The 16,355-nt window shown below is 71.8% G+C and carries 16 protein-coding genes and 1 pseudogene; 6 read left to right on the forward strand and 11 right to left on the reverse strand.

The window, feature by feature from the left end; genetic code table 11:
• Nucleotides 1–13: 13 nt before the first annotated feature.
• Nucleotides 14–2,545, reverse strand: coding sequence for a M14 family zinc carboxypeptidase (locus ACIRP7_RS33690; RefSeq protein ID WP_403667086.1), 2,532 nt, complete (start codon nt 2,543–2,545; stop codon nt 14–16).
• A 172-nt stretch (nt 2,546–2,717) separates the two neighbouring features.
• On the opposite strand from ACIRP7_RS33690, the gene ACIRP7_RS33695 reads away from it, so the two are divergent.
• Both ACIRP7_RS33695 and ACIRP7_RS33700 read left to right on the forward strand, forming a co-directional pair.
• Nucleotides 2,718–3,539 (forward strand): EI24 domain-containing protein, encoded by an 822-nt coding sequence (locus ACIRP7_RS33695; protein ID WP_403667088.1) that lies wholly within the window; start codon nt 2,718–2,720, stop codon nt 3,537–3,539.
• On the forward strand, nt 3,523–4,005 hold the full coding sequence (locus tag ACIRP7_RS33700) for a GNAT family N-acetyltransferase (RefSeq protein ID WP_403667091.1): 483 nt from the start codon (nt 3,523–3,525) through the stop codon (nt 4,003–4,005). Before ACIRP7_RS33695 ends, ACIRP7_RS33700 begins: the two co-directional genes overlap by 17 nt.
• On the opposite strand, the gene ACIRP7_RS33705 is transcribed toward ACIRP7_RS33700, so the two are convergent.
• Nucleotides 3,953–5,200: a pyroglutamyl peptidase gene (locus ACIRP7_RS33705; RefSeq protein WP_403667093.1), complete on the reverse strand. Its 1,248-nt coding sequence runs from the start codon at nt 5,198–5,200 to the stop codon at nt 3,953–3,955. The two genes, ACIRP7_RS33700 and ACIRP7_RS33705, sit on opposite strands and share 53 nt — an antisense overlap.
• 75 nt (nt 5,201–5,275) lie before the next feature.
• Entirely contained in the window at nt 5,276–6,226 is a 951-nt protein-coding gene (locus ACIRP7_RS33710; protein ID WP_403667096.1) for a LysR family transcriptional regulator, read from the reverse strand.
• A 58-nt stretch (nt 6,227–6,284) separates the two neighbouring features.
• Here ACIRP7_RS33710 and ACIRP7_RS33715 point away from each other — a divergent pair, with 58 nt between their 5' ends.
• Nucleotides 6,285–6,674: a RidA family protein gene (locus tag ACIRP7_RS33715; RefSeq protein ID WP_403667099.1), complete on the forward strand. Its 390-nt coding sequence runs from the start codon at nt 6,285–6,287 to the stop codon at nt 6,672–6,674.
• Between the two features lie 97 nt (nt 6,675–6,771).
• Nucleotides 6,772–7,107: pseudogene (locus tag ACIRP7_RS33720) on the forward strand (fibronectin type III-like domain-contianing protein); the annotation flags it as partial.
• A gap of 73 nt (nt 7,108–7,180) precedes the next feature.
• Here the strand turns inward: ACIRP7_RS33720 and ACIRP7_RS33725 are convergent.
• Entirely contained in the window at nt 7,181–8,152 is a 972-nt protein-coding gene (locus ACIRP7_RS33725; RefSeq protein WP_403667101.1) for an aldose epimerase family protein, read from the reverse strand.
• Nucleotides 8,153–8,162: 10 nt separating this feature from the next.
• The gene (locus ACIRP7_RS33730; RefSeq protein WP_403667104.1) at nt 8,163–9,044 is read right to left on the reverse strand and encodes an SGNH/GDSL hydrolase family protein; all 882 of its coding nucleotides are present in this window, start codon (nt 9,042–9,044) and stop codon (nt 8,163–8,165) included.
• Between the two features lie 250 nt (nt 9,045–9,294).
• On the opposite strand from ACIRP7_RS33730, the gene ACIRP7_RS33735 reads away from it, so the two are divergent.
• On the forward strand, nt 9,295–9,789 hold the full coding sequence (locus ACIRP7_RS33735) for a DUF3145 domain-containing protein (protein ID WP_352383431.1): 495 nt from the start codon (nt 9,295–9,297) through the stop codon (nt 9,787–9,789).
• A gap of 76 nt (nt 9,790–9,865) precedes the next feature.
• Here ACIRP7_RS33735 and ACIRP7_RS33740 read toward each other — a convergent pair whose 3' ends face one another.
• From ACIRP7_RS33740 to ACIRP7_RS33760, 5 genes are all read right to left on the reverse strand, one after another.
• Nucleotides 9,866–11,146, reverse strand: a complete 1,281-nt coding sequence (locus ACIRP7_RS33740; protein WP_403667107.1) for a beta-ketoacyl-[acyl-carrier-protein] synthase family protein — start codon at nt 11,144–11,146, stop codon at nt 9,866–9,868.
• 85 nt (nt 11,147–11,231) lie between these two features.
• Entirely contained in the window at nt 11,232–11,480 is a 249-nt protein-coding gene (locus ACIRP7_RS33745) for an acyl carrier protein (RefSeq protein WP_062042561.1), read from the reverse strand.
• A 78-nt stretch (nt 11,481–11,558) separates the two neighbouring features.
• Nucleotides 11,559–12,554 (reverse strand): ketoacyl-ACP synthase III, encoded by a 996-nt coding sequence (locus ACIRP7_RS33750; protein ID WP_352383427.1) that lies wholly within the window; start codon nt 12,552–12,554, stop codon nt 11,559–11,561.
• Between the two features lie 16 nt (nt 12,555–12,570).
• A complete protein-coding gene (locus tag ACIRP7_RS33755) occupies nt 12,571–13,494 on the reverse strand; it encodes an ACP S-malonyltransferase (RefSeq protein ID WP_403667111.1) in 924 nt (307 codons plus the stop codon).
• Nucleotides 13,495–13,583: 89 nt separating this feature from the next.
• On the reverse strand, nt 13,584–14,789 hold the full coding sequence (locus tag ACIRP7_RS33760) for a PucR family transcriptional regulator (RefSeq protein WP_403667113.1): 1,206 nt from the start codon (nt 14,787–14,789) through the stop codon (nt 13,584–13,586).
• A 93-nt stretch (nt 14,790–14,882) separates the two neighbouring features.
• On the opposite strand from ACIRP7_RS33760, the gene ACIRP7_RS33765 reads away from it, so the two are divergent.
• Complete coding sequence (locus ACIRP7_RS33765; RefSeq protein WP_403667116.1) at nt 14,883–15,536, forward strand: pirin family protein; 654 nt, start codon at nt 14,883–14,885, stop codon at nt 15,534–15,536.
• On the opposite strand, the gene ACIRP7_RS33770 is transcribed toward ACIRP7_RS33765, so the two are convergent.
• Complete coding sequence (locus tag ACIRP7_RS33770) at nt 15,533–16,348, reverse strand: serine hydrolase domain-containing protein (RefSeq protein WP_403667120.1); 816 nt, start codon at nt 16,346–16,348, stop codon at nt 15,533–15,535. The two genes, ACIRP7_RS33765 and ACIRP7_RS33770, sit on opposite strands and share 4 nt — an antisense overlap.
• Nucleotides 16,349–16,355 lie beyond the last annotated feature (7 nt).

Raw genomic sequence — 16,355 nt, forward strand, 5'->3', positions numbered from 1 at the left:
GCTCTCCTCAACTTCAGCCGCTGCTCGCGTGTGCCATGGTGAACAATGCCCGCCCGACCTGGGCGAACTCCCCCTTCGGATGATCCCGGAAGAGGGGCTCGGTGCCGAACAGAACGGCTCGCGGGCCGCTGACGACCGAGGCCTGCCCGGCCGCTGCGGCGGGACCGCCGGTGCCGTCCGGCAGCGACCGCCAGTGCCCGGAGACCAGCGGGTTCCCGGTGGCGTACGACTGCTCCACCCGCACCCCCGGCCCGAGATCGGTGAACCAGACCGGTGCGTAGACGAAGCTGTGGTCTGGCGCCCCGGCCGCCACCGGACCCGAACTCACCATCCGCACCACGCCGTTGGCGTCCCCGTTGCCCTCCACCGGCTTCGCGGCCAGCAGTCCCGTGTCCGCGCTCAGCCGGGCCCCGACGACCCCGCGCCCGACGAGCCCGCGCCCGGCGCCCAGGAAGGCGTCCAGGGCCGTACGGGCGCCGCTGGTGAGGGCGTCGCGGTCCAGCCCCGCCGACACGAACAGCACGTCCACCGACGACCAGTCGAAGCCGGCGTTCAGGACGGCCGTCGAGACCGGGGTGACCTCGAAGTCCATCTCCCGCAGCGCGAACAGCTCGCCGGGAGTCACGGCGGCGGCCACCCGGGTGCGGCGCAGTGGGGCCGTGCCCTTCTGTCCCGTCGCGTCGAACACCACGTCGTGGGTGCGAGCGGCCTCGGTGGCCAGGGCACGTGCCGACGCGGGCACGATCGCACTGCCGTCGGCGGCCCGCCGTACCGGAACACCTTGCCGGAGAAGGGAGTTGAGCGCCGCGATCTCCTGTGGATCGGTCAGTCGCAGCCGCAGGTCGCCGCGCGGGGCCACCCGGCCGACGTGCGCGGCGACCTGGACGGCCTTCAGGGGCGCACCGGCCAGGCTCCCGGACGTGACCGGCACGACCGTCGCGCCCCACAGCCGGCCCAGGCTCCAGCCCGAGATGTCGTACATCACGGAGACCTTGTCGCTGATGTCCCGGCCGTCCGCGAGCAGCACGTTCGCCAGACCCCGCTTCGGCTGGCGCATGTCGACGACGTACGAGCCCTTGGGGTACGTCCGTCCGCCGAGCCGCAAGTCCCGGCTCGCGCGGCTGACGCGGACGTCGTTGGCGAGGAGGTGGCCGACGAGACGGGCGGCGGCGGTGTCGTTCGTACCGGCCGGAATCACGTACGCGCGGGGGAAGTCGGCGGTGTACACGTCCTCGGGCCCGATGCCCGGCACCCCGGGGACCGTCTCCTCGGACACCGGCACCTGAGCGGCTCCCGCCGCCCCGCGCCGGAACACCTCGATCTGGTCGGCGATCAGCGCAGCGCGCCTGTTCCGGACGAAGTCGAGCGTCGCCCTGATGGCCGCGCCCGCCACCGCCGTGTTGACCGCGGACCGGCGCCGCAACTCCGCCACGGGCAGGCTGTCGTAGAGGGAGTTGTTGACGGCCAGCGGGATCTCGACCGTGTGCGCGGCGACCGCGCCGTGGAAGGCCGCGTACTGCGGGGTGAAGATCGGCGGCCAGTCGTCCCAGCCCTCCTCCTGGTCCCGGAAGGGGATCTGCGCGGGCTCGACACCGTCCTTCGCGGGTGTGTAGCCGAGGCCGTTGACGGCGGCCTCCATGCCCAGGGCGTTGGCGTAGGTGTTCTTCAGGAAGAGGTCGTACTCGTAGTTCTCGCCGTGCGGGGGAGTGGTGGGCTCGATGAGCGTGCCGTTGACGTACCCGTGCAGGTCGAGCATCACGGCCGGCTGCTTGTCGATCTCGATCTGCCGCATCGCCCGCGTCTCGGGCTGCGAGGCGGTCACGAAGTCCCGGTTCAGATCGAAGCCGTTGGCGTTCGCCCGGGTGCCGGCGATACGACCGTCGGGGTTGGCGGTGATGTTGAAGTACAGCCGGGAATGGGCGAGAAGGTCCTTCGTGCGGGCGTCCTTGGCCGTCGCGAGCTGCTCGATCAGCTTCAGGGAGGCGTCGGTGCCCTCCCACTCGTTGCCGTGGATGTTGTTGTTGAAGAAGACCGGCGCTTTGTAACCCGCCTTGATCTCCCTCGACTTGGCGGCGGCCGCGGGCGCGTTCTCGATGAGTTCGCGCATCCGCTCCTGGGCGCGTGCCCGGGCGGTGGTCTCCGGGGCGGTCACGGTGACGAGGTAGAGCCGGTGCCCGCCCGCCGAACGCCCGGCGACCTCCACGCTCACCCGGTCGCCCAGCCGCTGCAGGGCGTTGAGCCTCGGCGCGATCGCGTGGTACGGCGTGAGGCCCAGCTTGACAGACCTGTCCGCCGGGTCGACGGGGTCGGGGGTGAGGACCTGCTCGCGGGGATAGCCGCGGGTGGTGTCCGTGAAGCCGGTGGTCGGGGCGGTGAGCGCCCGCCGGGTGGCGCTCTCCGGGGCCCGGGCCGGGCCCTGGTCGCCGGCGCTCTCGCGGATCGGGGGTTCCGGGTCCGCGGTCGCGCTGTCCGGGGTGAGCAGCAGGGCGCTCGTGAGGGCGATGAGCAGGACGGGTCTCGCAGGAACGGTTCTCGTGGTGTGCACGCGTACCTCCTCCTGGGCTTCCTGAGATCGGTACGGCGAGATGTACCTGTTCGACTCAACCGCAACAAGAGGGAGTTCGTGGCGCTGATGCCCCGGATGGCGCAACTCGGGTGTCCGGACCGGGCACAAGGCCCTATCCGCAGCTCCGGAGGCACCCGATAGGGTGCGGGACATGCGTGATCTCGGGGCGGGGTTCCACTATCTCCTGAAGGGCCAGCGGTGGGTGGCCCGGCACGGCAAGCAGTACGGCTTCGGACTGGTTCCGGGCCTGATCACCCTGGTGCTGTACGTGGCGGCACTGGTGGCCCTGGCGACCTGGGGCGAGGACGCGGTGTCCTGGGCGACCCCCTTCGCCGACGACTGGTCGAGCCCGTGGCAGGGCCTGTTCCGGGGCTTCCTCACGGCCGTCCTGTTCGCGTTGGCCCTCCTGCTGGCGGTCCTGACCTTCACGGCGGTCACCCTCCTCATCGGCCAGCCCTTCTACGAGAACCTCTCCGAGAAGGTCGACCGGGACGTCTCCCCCGACGGCACGGCCCCCGAGTCCGGTCTGCCGCTCTGGCGCGAGCTGTGGATCTCGGCGAGGGACAGCCTGCGCATCGTGATCCGGGCCGCCCTGTGGGCGGTCCTCCTCTTCGCCCTGGGTTTCGTCCCCGTCGTCGGCCAGACGGTGATCCCGGTGCTCGGCTTCTTCGTGACCGGCTTCTTCCTCACCGAGGAACTGACCGCGGTCGCCCTCCAACGCCGAGGCGTGGACCTCCGGGCCCGCCTGACCCTGCTCCGCTCCCGCAAGACCCTCATCTGGGGCTTCGGCACCCCGCTCGCCCTGGCCTTCATCGTCCCCTTCGTCGCGGTGTTCCTGATGCCGGGCGCGGTGGCGGGGGCCACGCTGATGGCACGGGAACTGCTGGGGGAGGAGACACGGGACGGGTCCGAGGAACCGGAGGGGTCCGACGAGTCCGACGGCGAGTCCGTGTCCGGTGAACTCGGAAGCTGAGACGACGGTCCGCCCGGCGACTGTCCCGGACGCGGACGCCGTCTTCCGCCTCCTCAGCGACTTCGCCACCACCTACCGCCCCGACCCCGACCGCTTCACGACCGTCACGTTTCCCGAGGCCCTGCGCGCCGCGGCCGAGGGCCGCGCCGAGTTCCTGGTGGCGGAGCGGAACACGCAGGTGATCGGCTACGCCTACGCGGCCCGGATGCCGACTCTGTTCGCGGGCGGCACGGTCCTCGAACTCCTCGAACTCGCCGTGGACACGCCCCTGCGCGGCCGCGGCACGGGCTCCCGGCTCGTCCGGGCCATGCAGGACCGCGCGCGGCACGCCCAGGACGTGGAGATGACCGTGCCGACACGCAGGGCCGCCGACTTCTACCGCCGCCTGGACTTCACGGAGACGGCGACCTACCTCAAGTGGCCTTCTCCACCGCGACCGTCAGAATCCCCCGCACCTGCGCGATGATGTCCAGCCGGTTGCGCACGAACCCCGGGTCGGTCACCGTCCCCGTCGCCGGGTCCGTGTTCCCCGTCCCGAACTCCAGCACCGGCGTGTGCACATGGCCGCCCGGCAGGACCTCGTGCAGCCCCAGCCGGTCCCGCAGCAGCGTGGCCCGGTACGCGATCTCGTTGGAGAGGTAGTCCCCGCCGCCCCCGGCCCGCGCGGCGGACCCCGGTGTGGGTCCGTCCGGCCGGACGACGGGCTGCGTCGCGCCGGCGGGGATCTCGGTCACGCTCGTGTGGTCGTAGACGGGAAAGCGCCCGGTGTCCGCGTCCACGATCGCCTGATACGGCAGTGTCGTCGTCGTCCACTGCGGCTGCGAGCCCGGATCGGCGACCGGCACCAACCCCGTCACCCCGACGTTGTCATTGTCCGCGAACCCGCCCCGCCAGGCCCCGTTGGTCCGCTCGATGTCGAACCGCCCCACCCGCCCCTGACTCACGGTCGTGAAGAGATCCACCCGCTTCAGATACGGCCGCAGCGCCCGCTCCACGGTCCGGTCCGTGAAGTCCTGCCACCGCACCGGGAACACGACGGTCTCCACCCGCGCCGGCCCGTTCGCCGTCCGGATCACCGTCCCGTCGAGCGCGAGCGCACTGGCCCCGGACGGGTTCGAGATCCGTATGTCCCGGTCCAGCGTGAACGGATCGAACCCGGTGACGAGCACCCGCTTCAGCCGGTCACCCCCCGGATACCGCACCGCGGCCTGCCCCCGCGAGGTCCGCTCCAACTGACCCAGCAGAGCGGTCCGTTGCGTGTCCGTCAGTCCGAACGGCGCCTCCCAGGTCCGCACTTCCCGCGTCATCGCCAACCGCGCCCAGTACAGGGGCCGGTCGTCGTCCCGGCTGAGATCCCCGTCGGCCGGCCCCCGCCCCTGCGCCCGGTCGACGGCCCGCTTCCACAGCGCGGACCCCTGCCGCACGACGACCTGCCGCGCCTCCGCGTAGGAACGCGCCGACCCGAGCGCCCGCGTGAAGCGCAGCGGCACGGCGTCGAATCCGGACCGTTCGAGGATCTCCCGCGGCACGGCCCGGTCGAGCCGCCGCTCCTCCACCGTGGGCGAGGGCACGTCCGCGGCCGCCGCCGGACTCACGGGGGCCGCCGACCCCGCCAGCAGGGCCAGTCCGAGGATGCCGATCCGAACACGTAGGGATGTCAAGGGAGTTCAGGCCCTTCCGTCGCTGTGGGGCGCGAGTGGTACCGGACGACGGCAGTATCGCGTGACGGAAGTGGTCTACGCCATGGGGAGCGACGTGCGGGGAATCCGCCCCGCAGCCTCCCGCAGCGCCGCCACGAACGCCGCCACGGCCGGTGAGGGCGCCCGGCCCCGCGGTGTCGCCGCGTACACGGCCCGCGCCGGGGCTCCTTCGTCGAGCACCGGGAGCAGCACGACGTCCGGTCGTACGGCCTGCGCGGCGAGCGCCGGGACCAGCGCCACGCCGAGTCCGGCGGCGACGTAGCCCTGCTTGGCGGTCCACTCGCCGACGACATGCGCGATCCGCGGCCGGAAGCCCTGCCGCAGGGCCGCGTCGAGCAGTGTGCCCTCGGGCCGCGGGCTCCCGGAGATCCAGTCGGCGTCCGCGAGTTGCCCCAGCCGTACCGGACCGGCGCCCGCCAGCGGATGGCCGGCCGGGACGGCGACGTAGAGCGACTCGTCGAGAAGATGGCTCAGTCGGAACCCCGACAGCGGTGCCCCGCCGGTCGTGGAGACCACCGCGAGATCCAGTCGCCCCCCGGCGAGACGGTCCAGCAAGGACGGCGTGAGCCCCTCCTCGCGGGAGACCCGAACCCCCGGACGGCGGGTGCGGAAGGCGCCGAGGGCGTGCGGGACCAGTGCCGCGTCCGCCGTCGGGAACGCCCCGAACCGCAGCCGCCCGCCCGCCGCTTCACACAGCGCCGCCAGCTCGCGCGCGGCCCCGTGCAGCGCCCCGGTGACGGTCTCCGCGTACGGCACGAGCACCCGCCCCGCCTCCGTCAGCCGGACCCCCCGCGGCAGCCGGTCGAACAGCGTCGCCCCGCCCAACGCCCCCTCCAGCGAGGAGATCTGCCGGGACACCGCGGACTGCGTCCAGCCCAGCGTGCGCGCCGCCACGGTGAACGACTCGTGCCGGGCCACCTCCAGGAAGACCCGCAGCCAGACGGTGGCGAGGTCGGGAGGGAGGTCCGTGCGATGCGGGTTCGGCATGGACGCCATGCTGGACATTCGCTTGTCGCATCGCAAGAGCGGACCTAGCGTCGACGGCATGCAGATCACCCTGGACAACCCCGCCGGCGCGCCCCAGCCCCTGAGTCCCTACTACTCCCAGGTGGCCCGTGTCGAACAGGCCGACGGCAGCGCCCTGTTGTTCGTCTCCGGCCAGATCGCCGAGGGCGCCACGCTCGCCGAACAGTCCCGGGGCGTCTTCGAGACCCTCGCCGCGCTGCTGGCGGCGCACGGGGCGAGCCTGGCCGACGTCATCAACATCCGCACCTGCCTCACGGACATCTCCGAGTTGGAGCAGTACGGCGCCGTACGGCGGGAGTTCCTCACCGGCACCCCGCCCACCAGCATGACCTTCGAGGTATCCCGGCTCTTCCGGCCCGAGGCGCGGATCGAGATCGAAGTCGTGGCAGCGGTGCCGGCGGCCGGGTGACATGACGCCCAGAGCCGGTGGCCCTCATTCCGCCGGCTCGCCCAGCAGTCGCAGAAAGTCCCGGAACGCTCCCGGCATGTCCACCGACTCCGGGACCTACACCGACTGGACCTACGAGTCCGTCGAGGTCCGGGGCACCACCGTCCGGGTCCGGCTGCGCAACTCCGGAGCCCGCGCGGGCCGCGAGGTCGTCCAGGTCTACCTGGCGCCCGCCGAACGCGACGCCGAGCGCCCGGCCCGTCGGCTCGCCGGCTTCGCGGGGGCCGGGGCCGGACCCGGCGAGAGCGTCGAGGTCACCGTCCGGATCCCGCGCCGGGCCTTTGAGATCTGGGACGAGAAGACCTCATCGAGGTCGTATGTGAAGGGTTCGTACGAAATCCAGGTGGGCCGCTCGATCGGGGACCGCAGGGTCACCGCGACGATTAACGTCTGATCCCAGGGGGCACAGCCCTCACATGACCAGCCCCGGCCCGGGACCTGACCCCTGGGCCGGGGCTCGTGTGTGCTCAGCGCGTACCGAAGCCGTACACCGTCTCCGAGCGGAACACCTCGCCCGGCCGCAGCACCGTGCTCGGGAACCCCGGGTGGTTGGGGGAGTCGGGGAAGTGCTGGGTCTCCAGCGCGATGCCGTCGCCGGGCGCGAAGGGCTCGGTGAGGTGGTCGGCGGTGTAGAGCTGCAGCCCCGGCTCGGTGGTCGCCACCGTCAGCAGCCGCCCGGACGCGGGGTCGTACAACTCGGCGACCTCGACGGCCTGTTCGGAGATCCCCTTGTCGAGCACGAAGTTGTGGTCGTAGCCCGCGCCGACCTTGCGCGACTGACGGAAGTCGAACCGGGTGCCCGCGACCTCCTCGACGCCGGTCGGGATCAGATCCGCGTCGACCGGGGTGAACCGCGAGGCGTCGATGCGCAGTTCGTGCCCGCCCGCGTTCCCGGACCCGGCCAGGTTGAAGTAACTGTGGTTGGTCAGGTTGACGATGGTCGGCGCGTCGGTGACCGCCTCGTACGAGATCCGCAGCGCACCGGACTCGTCCAGGCTGTACGTGCCCGAGACCTCGAGACGCCCCGGGAACCCCTCCTCACCGTGCGGGCTGACCCGGCTCAGCCGCACCCCGTGCTCACCGGCGGGCTCCAGGTCCCACACCCGCTTGTCGAAACCCTGCACACCGCCGTGCAGGGAGTTCGGCGCGTTGTTGGGCGCGAGCGCGTACGTCACCCCGTCCAGCTCGAAGCGGCCGCCCGCGATCCGGTTCGCGTACCGCCCGACGAAAGCGCCGAGATACGGACCGGAGTGCTCCAGATACCCTTCAAGGCCGGCGAAGCCCAGCACCACGTCCGCCGTCCGGCCGTCCCGGTCCGGGACCTCGACCGACTGCACGATCCCGCCGTACGACAGGATCCGCACGCGGACACCCGCGCGCTCCAGGGTCCAGCGGTGCACCGGTGTGCCGTCGGAAAGTGTGGCGAAGAGTTCGTTCATGTGCGGAACTTTAGGACACGGACCTGACCTTGCGGTATGCGATCTCCGCCAGCCGCGCCTGTCCGTTCACACTCGGGTGGAACCAGTCCCAGTGGCTGAGCTGGTCGGTGCCGAACCGGTAGGCGTACACCGCGCCCCCGTCGTACCGGCACCGCTCGTCCTTGGCGCACACCTCCTTCAGCACGGCGTTGTACGCCTCCACCCGCTCCTGCACGGTGTCCCGCCGCTCGGTCGCCGCCGCGTCCAGGGCGTCCGCGTCCGCCAGCATCGACGGGCACACACCCAGCTTCCACACCTGCTTGCCCAGCGGGTTGGCGCGGCCCTCGGACCACAGCCGCTTGAGGTTCGGCACGCTCGCCACGTACACCTGCGCCTTGGGCGCCGACTTCCGCAGCACGCCGAGCGCGTCCTCGAAGCCGGCGCGGAAGTCGGACACCGACGTCATCGCCGCCGTGGAGTCCCGGCAGGCGTCGTTGGCACCCACCATCACGGTCACCAGGGCCGGCGTGCGCGAGGCCGCCTGGGTCATCTGGGCCGGCAGATCGGCCATCCGCGCCCCGGACACCGCGTAGTTCCAGCTGCGCCCGGCCGCCTTCGCCCTCCCCAGCAGCCGCACGGCCAGGGAGGCGACCTGGGTACTGCTCCCGGTGGCCCAGGACACGTCCGGGCAGTCCTTCAGGATCCCGCACGCGTCGAAGCCGCGGGTGATGGAGTCGCCGACAGCGGCCATCGAGCCCGGGCTGGTGTCCCACGCCGGGGTGGGCTTCGGTGAGGTCTTCGGCTGGGTCGGCCCCGCCGAGTCGCCGCCCACGGCGTCACAGCCGGCGACGCCCACAAGAGCCGCCGTCAGGACGGCGACGACGGCCCGCGAGCGGTGGCCCTGCTTCCGCATCCGTGGTGTTCCCCTCATCACATGGTGGTCCTCTCATCACAACGCACGGGAGTTCCCGGGGGCCGCGAGGGAACGATCGACACCCGTACTAGCGTCCTGCCGGGTGAATGGCGGGCGTTTCCGGGCACCGGGACCGACGGTACGTCACACTCCTTGCGCCGCCGCACGGTAGCCTCGCCATCAACGTGGCCGGTCGGCATCGCCGCCATGCCGGCCGGCAAGACCTGTCCCGCTCAGCCCGGAGGTCCCGGTGACGACACGTGGAGTTCTGTACGTGCACTCCGCGCCGCGCGCGCTGTGCCCGCACGTCGAGTGGGCCGTCGCCGGGGTGCTCGGCACGCGCGTGAGCCTCGACTGGATCCGGCAGCCGGCCGCGCCGGGCACCTGGCGCTCGGAGTTCTCCTGGAAGGGCGAGGCGGGCACGGCGTCCAAGCTCGCGTCGGCCCTCAGAGGCTGGCACCTGCTGCGCTTCGAGGTCACCGCCGAGCCCTGCGCCACCGCCGAGGGCGAGCGCTACAGCTGCACCCCGGAGCTCGGCATCTTCCACGCCGTCACCGGCATCCACGGCGACATCCTGATCCCGGAGGACCGCCTGCGCGCGGCCCTCACCCGCTCGCAGCGCGGCGAGACGGACCTGGAGGCCGAGCTGGCCAAGCTCCTCGGCAAGCCCTGGGACGACGAACTGGAGCCCTTCAGGTACGCCGGCGAGGGCGCCCCGGTCCGCTGGCTGCACCAGGTGGTGTGAGCCCCCGTACAACCCCCGTACACGCGAAGGGCCCCCACCGACCGGCGGGGGCCCTTCCGTTGCGTACAGACGGTCCTCAGACCGTACGGAACGCCAGTACGACGTTGTGCCCGCCGAACCCGAACGAGTCGTTCAGCGCGGCGATACGGCCCTCCACGGGCAGCTTGCGGGCCTCGCCGCGGACCACGTCGGCGTTGGCCTCCGCCTCTGGGTCGAGGTTCTCGACGTTGATGGTCGGCGGAGCCACCCGGTGGTACAGGGCGAGCACCGTCGCGACCGTCTCCACGCCGCCCGCGCCACCCAGCAGGTGACCGGTCATCGACTTGGTGGCGGACACGGCCATGTGGTCGGCGTCGTCACCGAACACCTTCCGCAGCGCCTTGAGCTCGGCGATGTCACCGGCCGGGGTCGACGTGGCGTGCGCGTTGACGTGCACGATCTCCGCCGGGTTCAGGTCGGTGCGGTCCAGCAGGTTCTGCAGGGCGTGCGAGATGCCGCGGCCCTCCGGCTCCGGCTGCACGATGTCGTGGGCGTCGGCGGAGATGCCCTGCCCGACCGCCTCGGCGTACACCCGCACACCGCGCTTGGCGGCGTGCTCGGCGGACTCCAGGACGACGACACCGGCGCCCTCGCCGAGGACGAAGCCGTCCCGGGCGACGTCGTAGGGACGCGAGGCGCCCTCGGGGTTCTCGTTGTTCTTGGACATCGCCATCATGTTGCCGAACGCGGCGATGGGCAGCGGGTGGATCGCCGCCTCCGTGCCACCGGCGACGACGACGTCGGCGCGGCCGGTACGGATCATCTCGATGGCGTAGCCGATGGCCTCGGCGCCCGACGCGCAGGCGGAGACCGGAGTGTGCACACCGGCGCGGGCGCCGACGAGCAGACCCACGTTGGCGGACGGGCTGTTGGGCATCAGCATCGGCACGGTGTGCGGGGAGACGCGGCGGACGCCCTTCTCCTTGAGCACGTCGTACTGGTCGAGCAGGGTCGTCACGCCGCCGATGCCGGAGGCGATGACGGCGCCGAGACGGTCGGGGTCGACCTCGCCGACCGAGCCGTCCTCACCGGCCTTGCCCTCGAAACCGGCGTCGGCCCACGCCTCCTTGGCCGCGATCAGCGCGAACTGCGCCGAGCGGTCCAGGCGACGGGCCTGCGGCCGGGGAATGACCTCGGTCGGCTCCACGGCGATCTGTGCGGCGATGCGGACCGCCTGCTCGGCGGCCCACTCCTGCTCGAGGGGCTTGACGCCGGACTTGCCGGCGACCAGACCCTCCCAGGTAGAGGCTGCGTCGCCACCCAGCGGTGTGGTTGCGCCGATACCGGTGACGACCACGGTGCGATTGGTCGGGCTCACGGGAAATCTTTCTCCAACGGTACGAGGATTAAGCGGCGCCACCGCCGGGTGGCGGGGCCGGTCAGCGTCCGGCCCAAGCAGTGGCTCAGGCCTGGTGCTTGAGGATGTAGCTGGTCGCGTCGCCGACCGTCTTGAGGTTCTTGACGTCGTCGTCCGGGATCTTGACGTCGAAGCGCTCTTCGGCGGCGACGACGACCTCGACCATGGACAGCGAGTCGACGTCCAGGTCGTCGGTGAAGGACTTGTCCAGCTGGACGTCCTCAACCGGGATGCCGGCGATCTCGTTCACGATGTCGGCGAGACCGGCGACGATCTCTTCCTGAGTGGCGGCCATGGTGGCGCTCCTTCGTTTTCTTGTTCAGAGGGTTGGCAGTGCTTCCCGTCCCGGACCGGATGATCCGGCACGGAGTGCCTAGGGGAGGGTAACGACAGTGGCGGCGTAGACGAGACCCGCCCCGAATCCGATGACGAGCGCCGTGTCGCCGCTCTTCGCCTCACCGGTCGCCAGGAGCCGCTCCATCGCGAGCGGGATCGAGGCGGCCGAGGTGTTGCCGGTGGTGCGCACGTCACGCGCGACCGTGACGTGCTCCGGCAGTTTCAGCGTCTTCACCATCGAGTCGATGATCCGCTCGTTGGCCTGGTGGGGAATGAAGACGTCCAGGTCGTCCGGGCTGATCCCGGCCGCGTCCAGCGCCTGCTGGGCGACCTTCGCCATCTCGAACACGGCCCAGCGGAACACCGCCTGGCCCTCCTGCGTGATCGCGGGGAACTTGCCCGAGGAGTCGTACTCGGTCCACGCCACGGTCTGCTTGATCGTCTCAGACTTGTCGCCCTCGGAGCCCCAGACCGTGGGGCCGATCGCGGGCTCCTTCGACGGGCCGACGACGACCGCGCCGGCGCCGTCGCCGAACAGGAAGGCGGTGGCCCGGTCCTCGAGGTCGGTCAGGTCGGACAGCCGCTCCACGCCGATGACGAGGACGTACTCAGCGCTGCCCTCGACGATCATGCCCTTGGCGAGGGTGAGACCGTAGCCGAAGCCCGCGCAGCCCGCCGAGATGTCGAAGGCGGCGGCCTTGTTCGTGCCCAGCTTGTCGGCGATCTCCGTCGCCACGGCCGGGGTCTGCTTGAAGTGCGAGACGGTCGAGACGATGACGCCGCCGATCTGCTCGGCGGAGATCCCGGCGTCGGCGATCGCCTTGCCGGACGCCTCGATCGACATCGCGGCGACGGTCTCCTCGGCATTCGCCCAGTGCCGGGTCTGGATGCCGGAGCGCGAGCGGATCCACTCGTCGGACGAGTCGATCGTCTCGAGGATCACCTCGTTGGGCACGACCCGGGTGGGGCGGTAGCCGCCGACACCGAGGATGCGCGCGTACGGGGCGCCCTTGCTGGGCTTGATCTTCGACATGCTCTCGTGCTCCTTCTCAGGCACTGTGCTCGGCGATGAGCTCGCGAGCAGCGTCGAGGTCGTCCGGGGTCTTCAGGGCCAGCGTCCTGACGCCGGGCAGCGCGCGCTTGGCGAGGCCGACCAGCGTGCCGCCGGGGGAGACCTCGATCAACGCGGTGGCGCCGAGCTCCTTGAAGGTCTCCATGCACAGGTCCCAGCGGACCGGGTTGGCGACCTGACCGACCAGCCGCTCCAGCACCTCGGCGCCGGTGGCGACGGCCCTGCCGTCCTTGTTCGAGACGTACGTGAGCGTCGGGTCGGCCGGCGTCAGATCGGCGGCGGCCTTGGCGAGCGCGTCGACCGCGGGGGCCATGTGGTGCGTGTGGAAGGCGCCGGCGACCTTGAGCGGGACGACCTTGCGGACGCCCTCGGGCTTGTCCTCGTTCAGGACGGCGAGCTGCTCCAGCGTGCCCGCGGCGACGATCTGCCCGGCGCCGTTGACGTTCGCCGGAGTCAGACCCAGCTTCTCCAGGTGCGCGACGGAGACCTCGGGGTCCCCGCCGAGCAGCGCCGACATGCCGGTCTCGGTGATCGCGGCGGCGTCGGCCATGGCCAGACCCCGCTTGCGTACGAGGGTGAGGGCGGCGGTCTCGTCCAGCACGCCCGCGAAGGCCGCGGCCGTGATCTCACCGACACTGTGCCCCGCGACCGCGCCGGGGGCGATGTCGTCGAGGGCACCGAGTGCCGAGGCCGACAGGATCCCGGCGGCGACCAGCAGCGGCTGGGCCACGGAGGTGTCGCGGATGGCGTCCGCGTCGGCCTGTGTGCCGTAGTGGACGAGGTCCAGTCCGATGACGTCGGACCACGCGGCGACGCGGTCCGCGGCACCGGGGAGTTCGAGCCAGGGGGTCAGGAAGCCGGGCGTCTGGGCGCCCTGGCCGGGAGCGACGAGTACGAGCACTCTCACACTCTCTCTTGAGGGCGGCCCAAGCCGCCCGTGGGGACAGGGACGAAGAACAGGAGGGGGTTTTGTGGGCCCCCGACAAAAGCCTAGGGCTGGAGATCCCCGTCGGCCAGACGCCCCAGGATGAGCGCGACGCGCAAGGTGAAGGCCGAACGTACATCCGAGGGCGACCAGCCGGTGACATCAGTCACACGTCGAAGCCGGTAGCGCACGGTGTTGGGATGCACGAACAGCATCCGGGCCGCCCCCTCCAGACTGGACGCCTGTTCGAGGTAGACGGAGAGTGTCTCCAGGAGCGCCGAACCGGCCTCCTCCAGCGGTCTGTAGATCTCCTCCACCAACTGCTCGCGCGCGCTGGGATCACCGGCCATCGCGCGTTCCGGAAGCAGGTCGTCCGCCAGCACCGGGCGCGGGGCGTCCTGCCAGGCGGAACACGCCTTGAGCCCGGCCGCGGCCGCCTGCGCGGACCGGGTCGCGGCCAGCAGATCGGGGACGACGGGCCCGGCCACCACGGGTCCGGCCGCGTACGGCCCGATCAGCGACTTGGCCACGGCGAGGGGGTTGTCGCTGCCGCCCGCGATCACGACGAGCCGGGCCCCGAGCACGCCGGTCAGCACCTGGAGCTTGGCGTGCCGGGCGGCCCGCCGGATGGCCTCGACGGTCAGCTCGGAGTCGCCCTCGGGGGCGGGGCCGAGGACGACGCACACATGTTCGGGAGCGTTCCAGCCCAGGGCGGCGGCCCTGCTCACGGCTCCCTCGTCGGCCTCACCGCTGAGCACGGCGTTCACGACCAGCGACTCCAGGCGGGCGTCCCAGGCACCGCGTGCCTCGGCGGCCTGGGCGTAGACCTGCGCGGTGGCGAAGGCGATCTCACGGGCGTACACGAGCAGCGCCTCGCGCAGCACGGACTCGTCACCGGGGGCCGCGACCTCGTCGATCGCGCTCTCCATGACCTCGATGGTGGTGCGCACCATCTCCACGGTCTGCCGCAGCGTAATGGCCCGGGTCAGCTCACGGGGAGCGGTCCCGAACACGTCGGTGGAGATGGCCTGCGGGGCGTCCGGACGCCGGAACCACTCGGTGAAGGCGGCGATGCCGGCCTGGGCGACCAGCCCGATCCAGGAACGGTTCTCCGGCGGCATGGCCCGGTACCACGGCAGCGTCTCGTCCATGCGCGTGATGGCCTGCTGCGCGAGAGACCCGGACGACTTCTCCAGCCGCTTCAGGGTCGCGGCGTGGGCGTGGGCGACGGGCGCGGCGGGGTCGGACTCGCGGTGTTCGGGTTCGGGCACGGGGACAAGACTGCCTTATCCGGACGTCAGCGTGCGCCGCCGGGTACCGACTGCGTCCCCACCGGCGGCCCGCCCTGGCACTACCGTGGTCCCGTGACGGACGTACGGCGCGCAGCGGAGCGCTACCCAGGCGGGGACCCCGGGACCGGAATCGAGTCGTGGCACGCCTTCTCCTTCGGGCCGCACTACGACCCCGACAACCTCCGCTTCGGCGCGCTGATCGCCTGCAACGAGGAGCGGCTCGTGCCCGGCGCCGGGTTCGACGAGCATCCGCACAGCCACACCGAGATCGTGACGTGGGTGGTCGAGGGGGAGCTGACGCACCGGGACTCCACCGGGCACGAGACGGTCGTGCGGCCCGGTGACGTGCAGCGGCTGAGCGCCGCCGCGGGCGTCCGGCACGTCGAGCGCAACGACGCCGGGACCCCGCTGACCTTCGTGCAGACCTGGCTGGCGCCCCTGGAGCCCGGCGGTGAGCCGTCGTACGAGATCGTCCGCGGGATCGCCGACTCGACGCCGTACGCCGTCCCGGAGGCGGGCGCGATGCTCCATGTGCGGCGGCTGGCGGCGGGGGAGCGGACCGCGGTGCCCGACGGGCGCCACCTGTACGTCCATGTCGTGCGCGGCGAAGTCCGCCTGGACGGCGAGGAGTTGGGGGCCGGTGACGCGGCCCGGGTCACCGATGCCGAGGAGCTGGACGTGGTGGCGGTGACCCCGGCCGAACTGCTGGTGTGGGAGATGTCCTAGAGGCCGGCGAGCACCGCGTCGGTGAACGCGGGCCACGCCTCGATCGCCCAGGGCCCGAACGCGCGGTCGGTCAGCGCCACGCAGGCCGCTCCCGCGTCCGGGTCGATCCACAGGAACGTGCCGGACTGGCCGAAGTGCCCGAAGGTGCGCGGCGAGGACGAAGAGCCCGTCCAGTGGGGGGACTTGGAGTCGCGGATCTCGAAGCCGAGGCCCCAGTCGTTGGGGTTCTGGTGGCCGTAGCCGGGCAGCACGCCCTTCGTGCCCGGGTACTGGACCGTCATCGCCGCCGCGACCGTCCGCGGATCCAGCAGCCGAGGCGCCTGCACCTCCGCCGCGAACCGGAGAAGATCCCCGACCGTCGACACACCGTCCTTCGCGGGGGAGCCCTCCAGCGACGTCGACGTCATGCCCAGCGGCTCCAGCACGGCCTGCCGCAGATACTCCGCGAACGGGATGTCCGTCGCCTTGGCGACGTGGTCGCCGAGCTGCTCGAAGCCCGCGTTCGAGTACAGCCGCCGCTCCCCGGGGGCGGCCGTCACCCGGTGCTCGTCGAAGGCCAGCCCCGAGGTGTGGGCGAGCAGGTGCCGCACCGTCGATCCGCTCGGCCCGGCCGGCTCGTCGAGCTCGACCGCTCCCTCCTCGTACGCGACGAGGACGGCGTACGCGGCGAGCGGCTTGGTGACCGAGGCCAGCGGGAAGCGGTGACCTGTCGGACCGTGGGTCCCGAGGACCGTACCGTCGCCGCGCACCACCCCCGCCGCAGCGGTGGGAACCGGCCAGTTTTCGATCAACGCGAGGCTCTGCAAGGACATGCCGTCG

This window comes from Streptomyces sp. NPDC102270 (genome assembly GCF_044766405.1).
Lineage (GTDB): Bacteria > Actinomycetota > Actinomycetes > Streptomycetales > Streptomycetaceae > Streptomyces.

What these genes read in the sequence shown, in the direction of transcription:
- ACIRP7_RS33725 (WP_403667101.1), bottom strand. Translation starts at nt 8,152, where the DNA reads ATGAACGAACTCTTCGCCACACTTTCCGACGGCACACCGGTGCACCGC.
- ACIRP7_RS33715 (WP_403667099.1), top strand. Translation starts at nt 6,285, where the DNA reads ATGCAGATCACCCTGGACAACCCCGCCGGCGCGCCCCAGCCCCTGAGT.
- ACIRP7_RS33745 (WP_062042561.1), bottom strand. Translation starts at nt 11,480, where the DNA reads ATGGCCGCCACTCAGGAAGAGATCGTCGCCGGTCTCGCCGACATCGTG.
- ACIRP7_RS33770 (WP_403667120.1), bottom strand. Translation starts at nt 16,348, where the DNA reads ATGTCCTTGCAGAGCCTCGCGTTGATCGAAAACTGGCCGGTTCCCACC.
- ACIRP7_RS33750 (WP_352383427.1), bottom strand. Translation starts at nt 12,554, where the DNA reads ATGTCGAAGATCAAGCCCAGCAAGGGCGCCCCGTACGCGCGCATCCTC.
- ACIRP7_RS33730 (WP_403667104.1), bottom strand. Translation starts at nt 9,044, where the DNA reads ATGCGGAAGCAGGGCCACCGCTCGCGGGCCGTCGTCGCCGTCCTGACG.
- ACIRP7_RS33695 (WP_403667088.1), top strand. Translation starts at nt 2,718, where the DNA reads ATGCGTGATCTCGGGGCGGGGTTCCACTATCTCCTGAAGGGCCAGCGG.
- ACIRP7_RS33710 (WP_403667096.1), bottom strand. Translation starts at nt 6,226, where the DNA reads ATGCCGAACCCGCATCGCACGGACCTCCCTCCCGACCTCGCCACCGTC.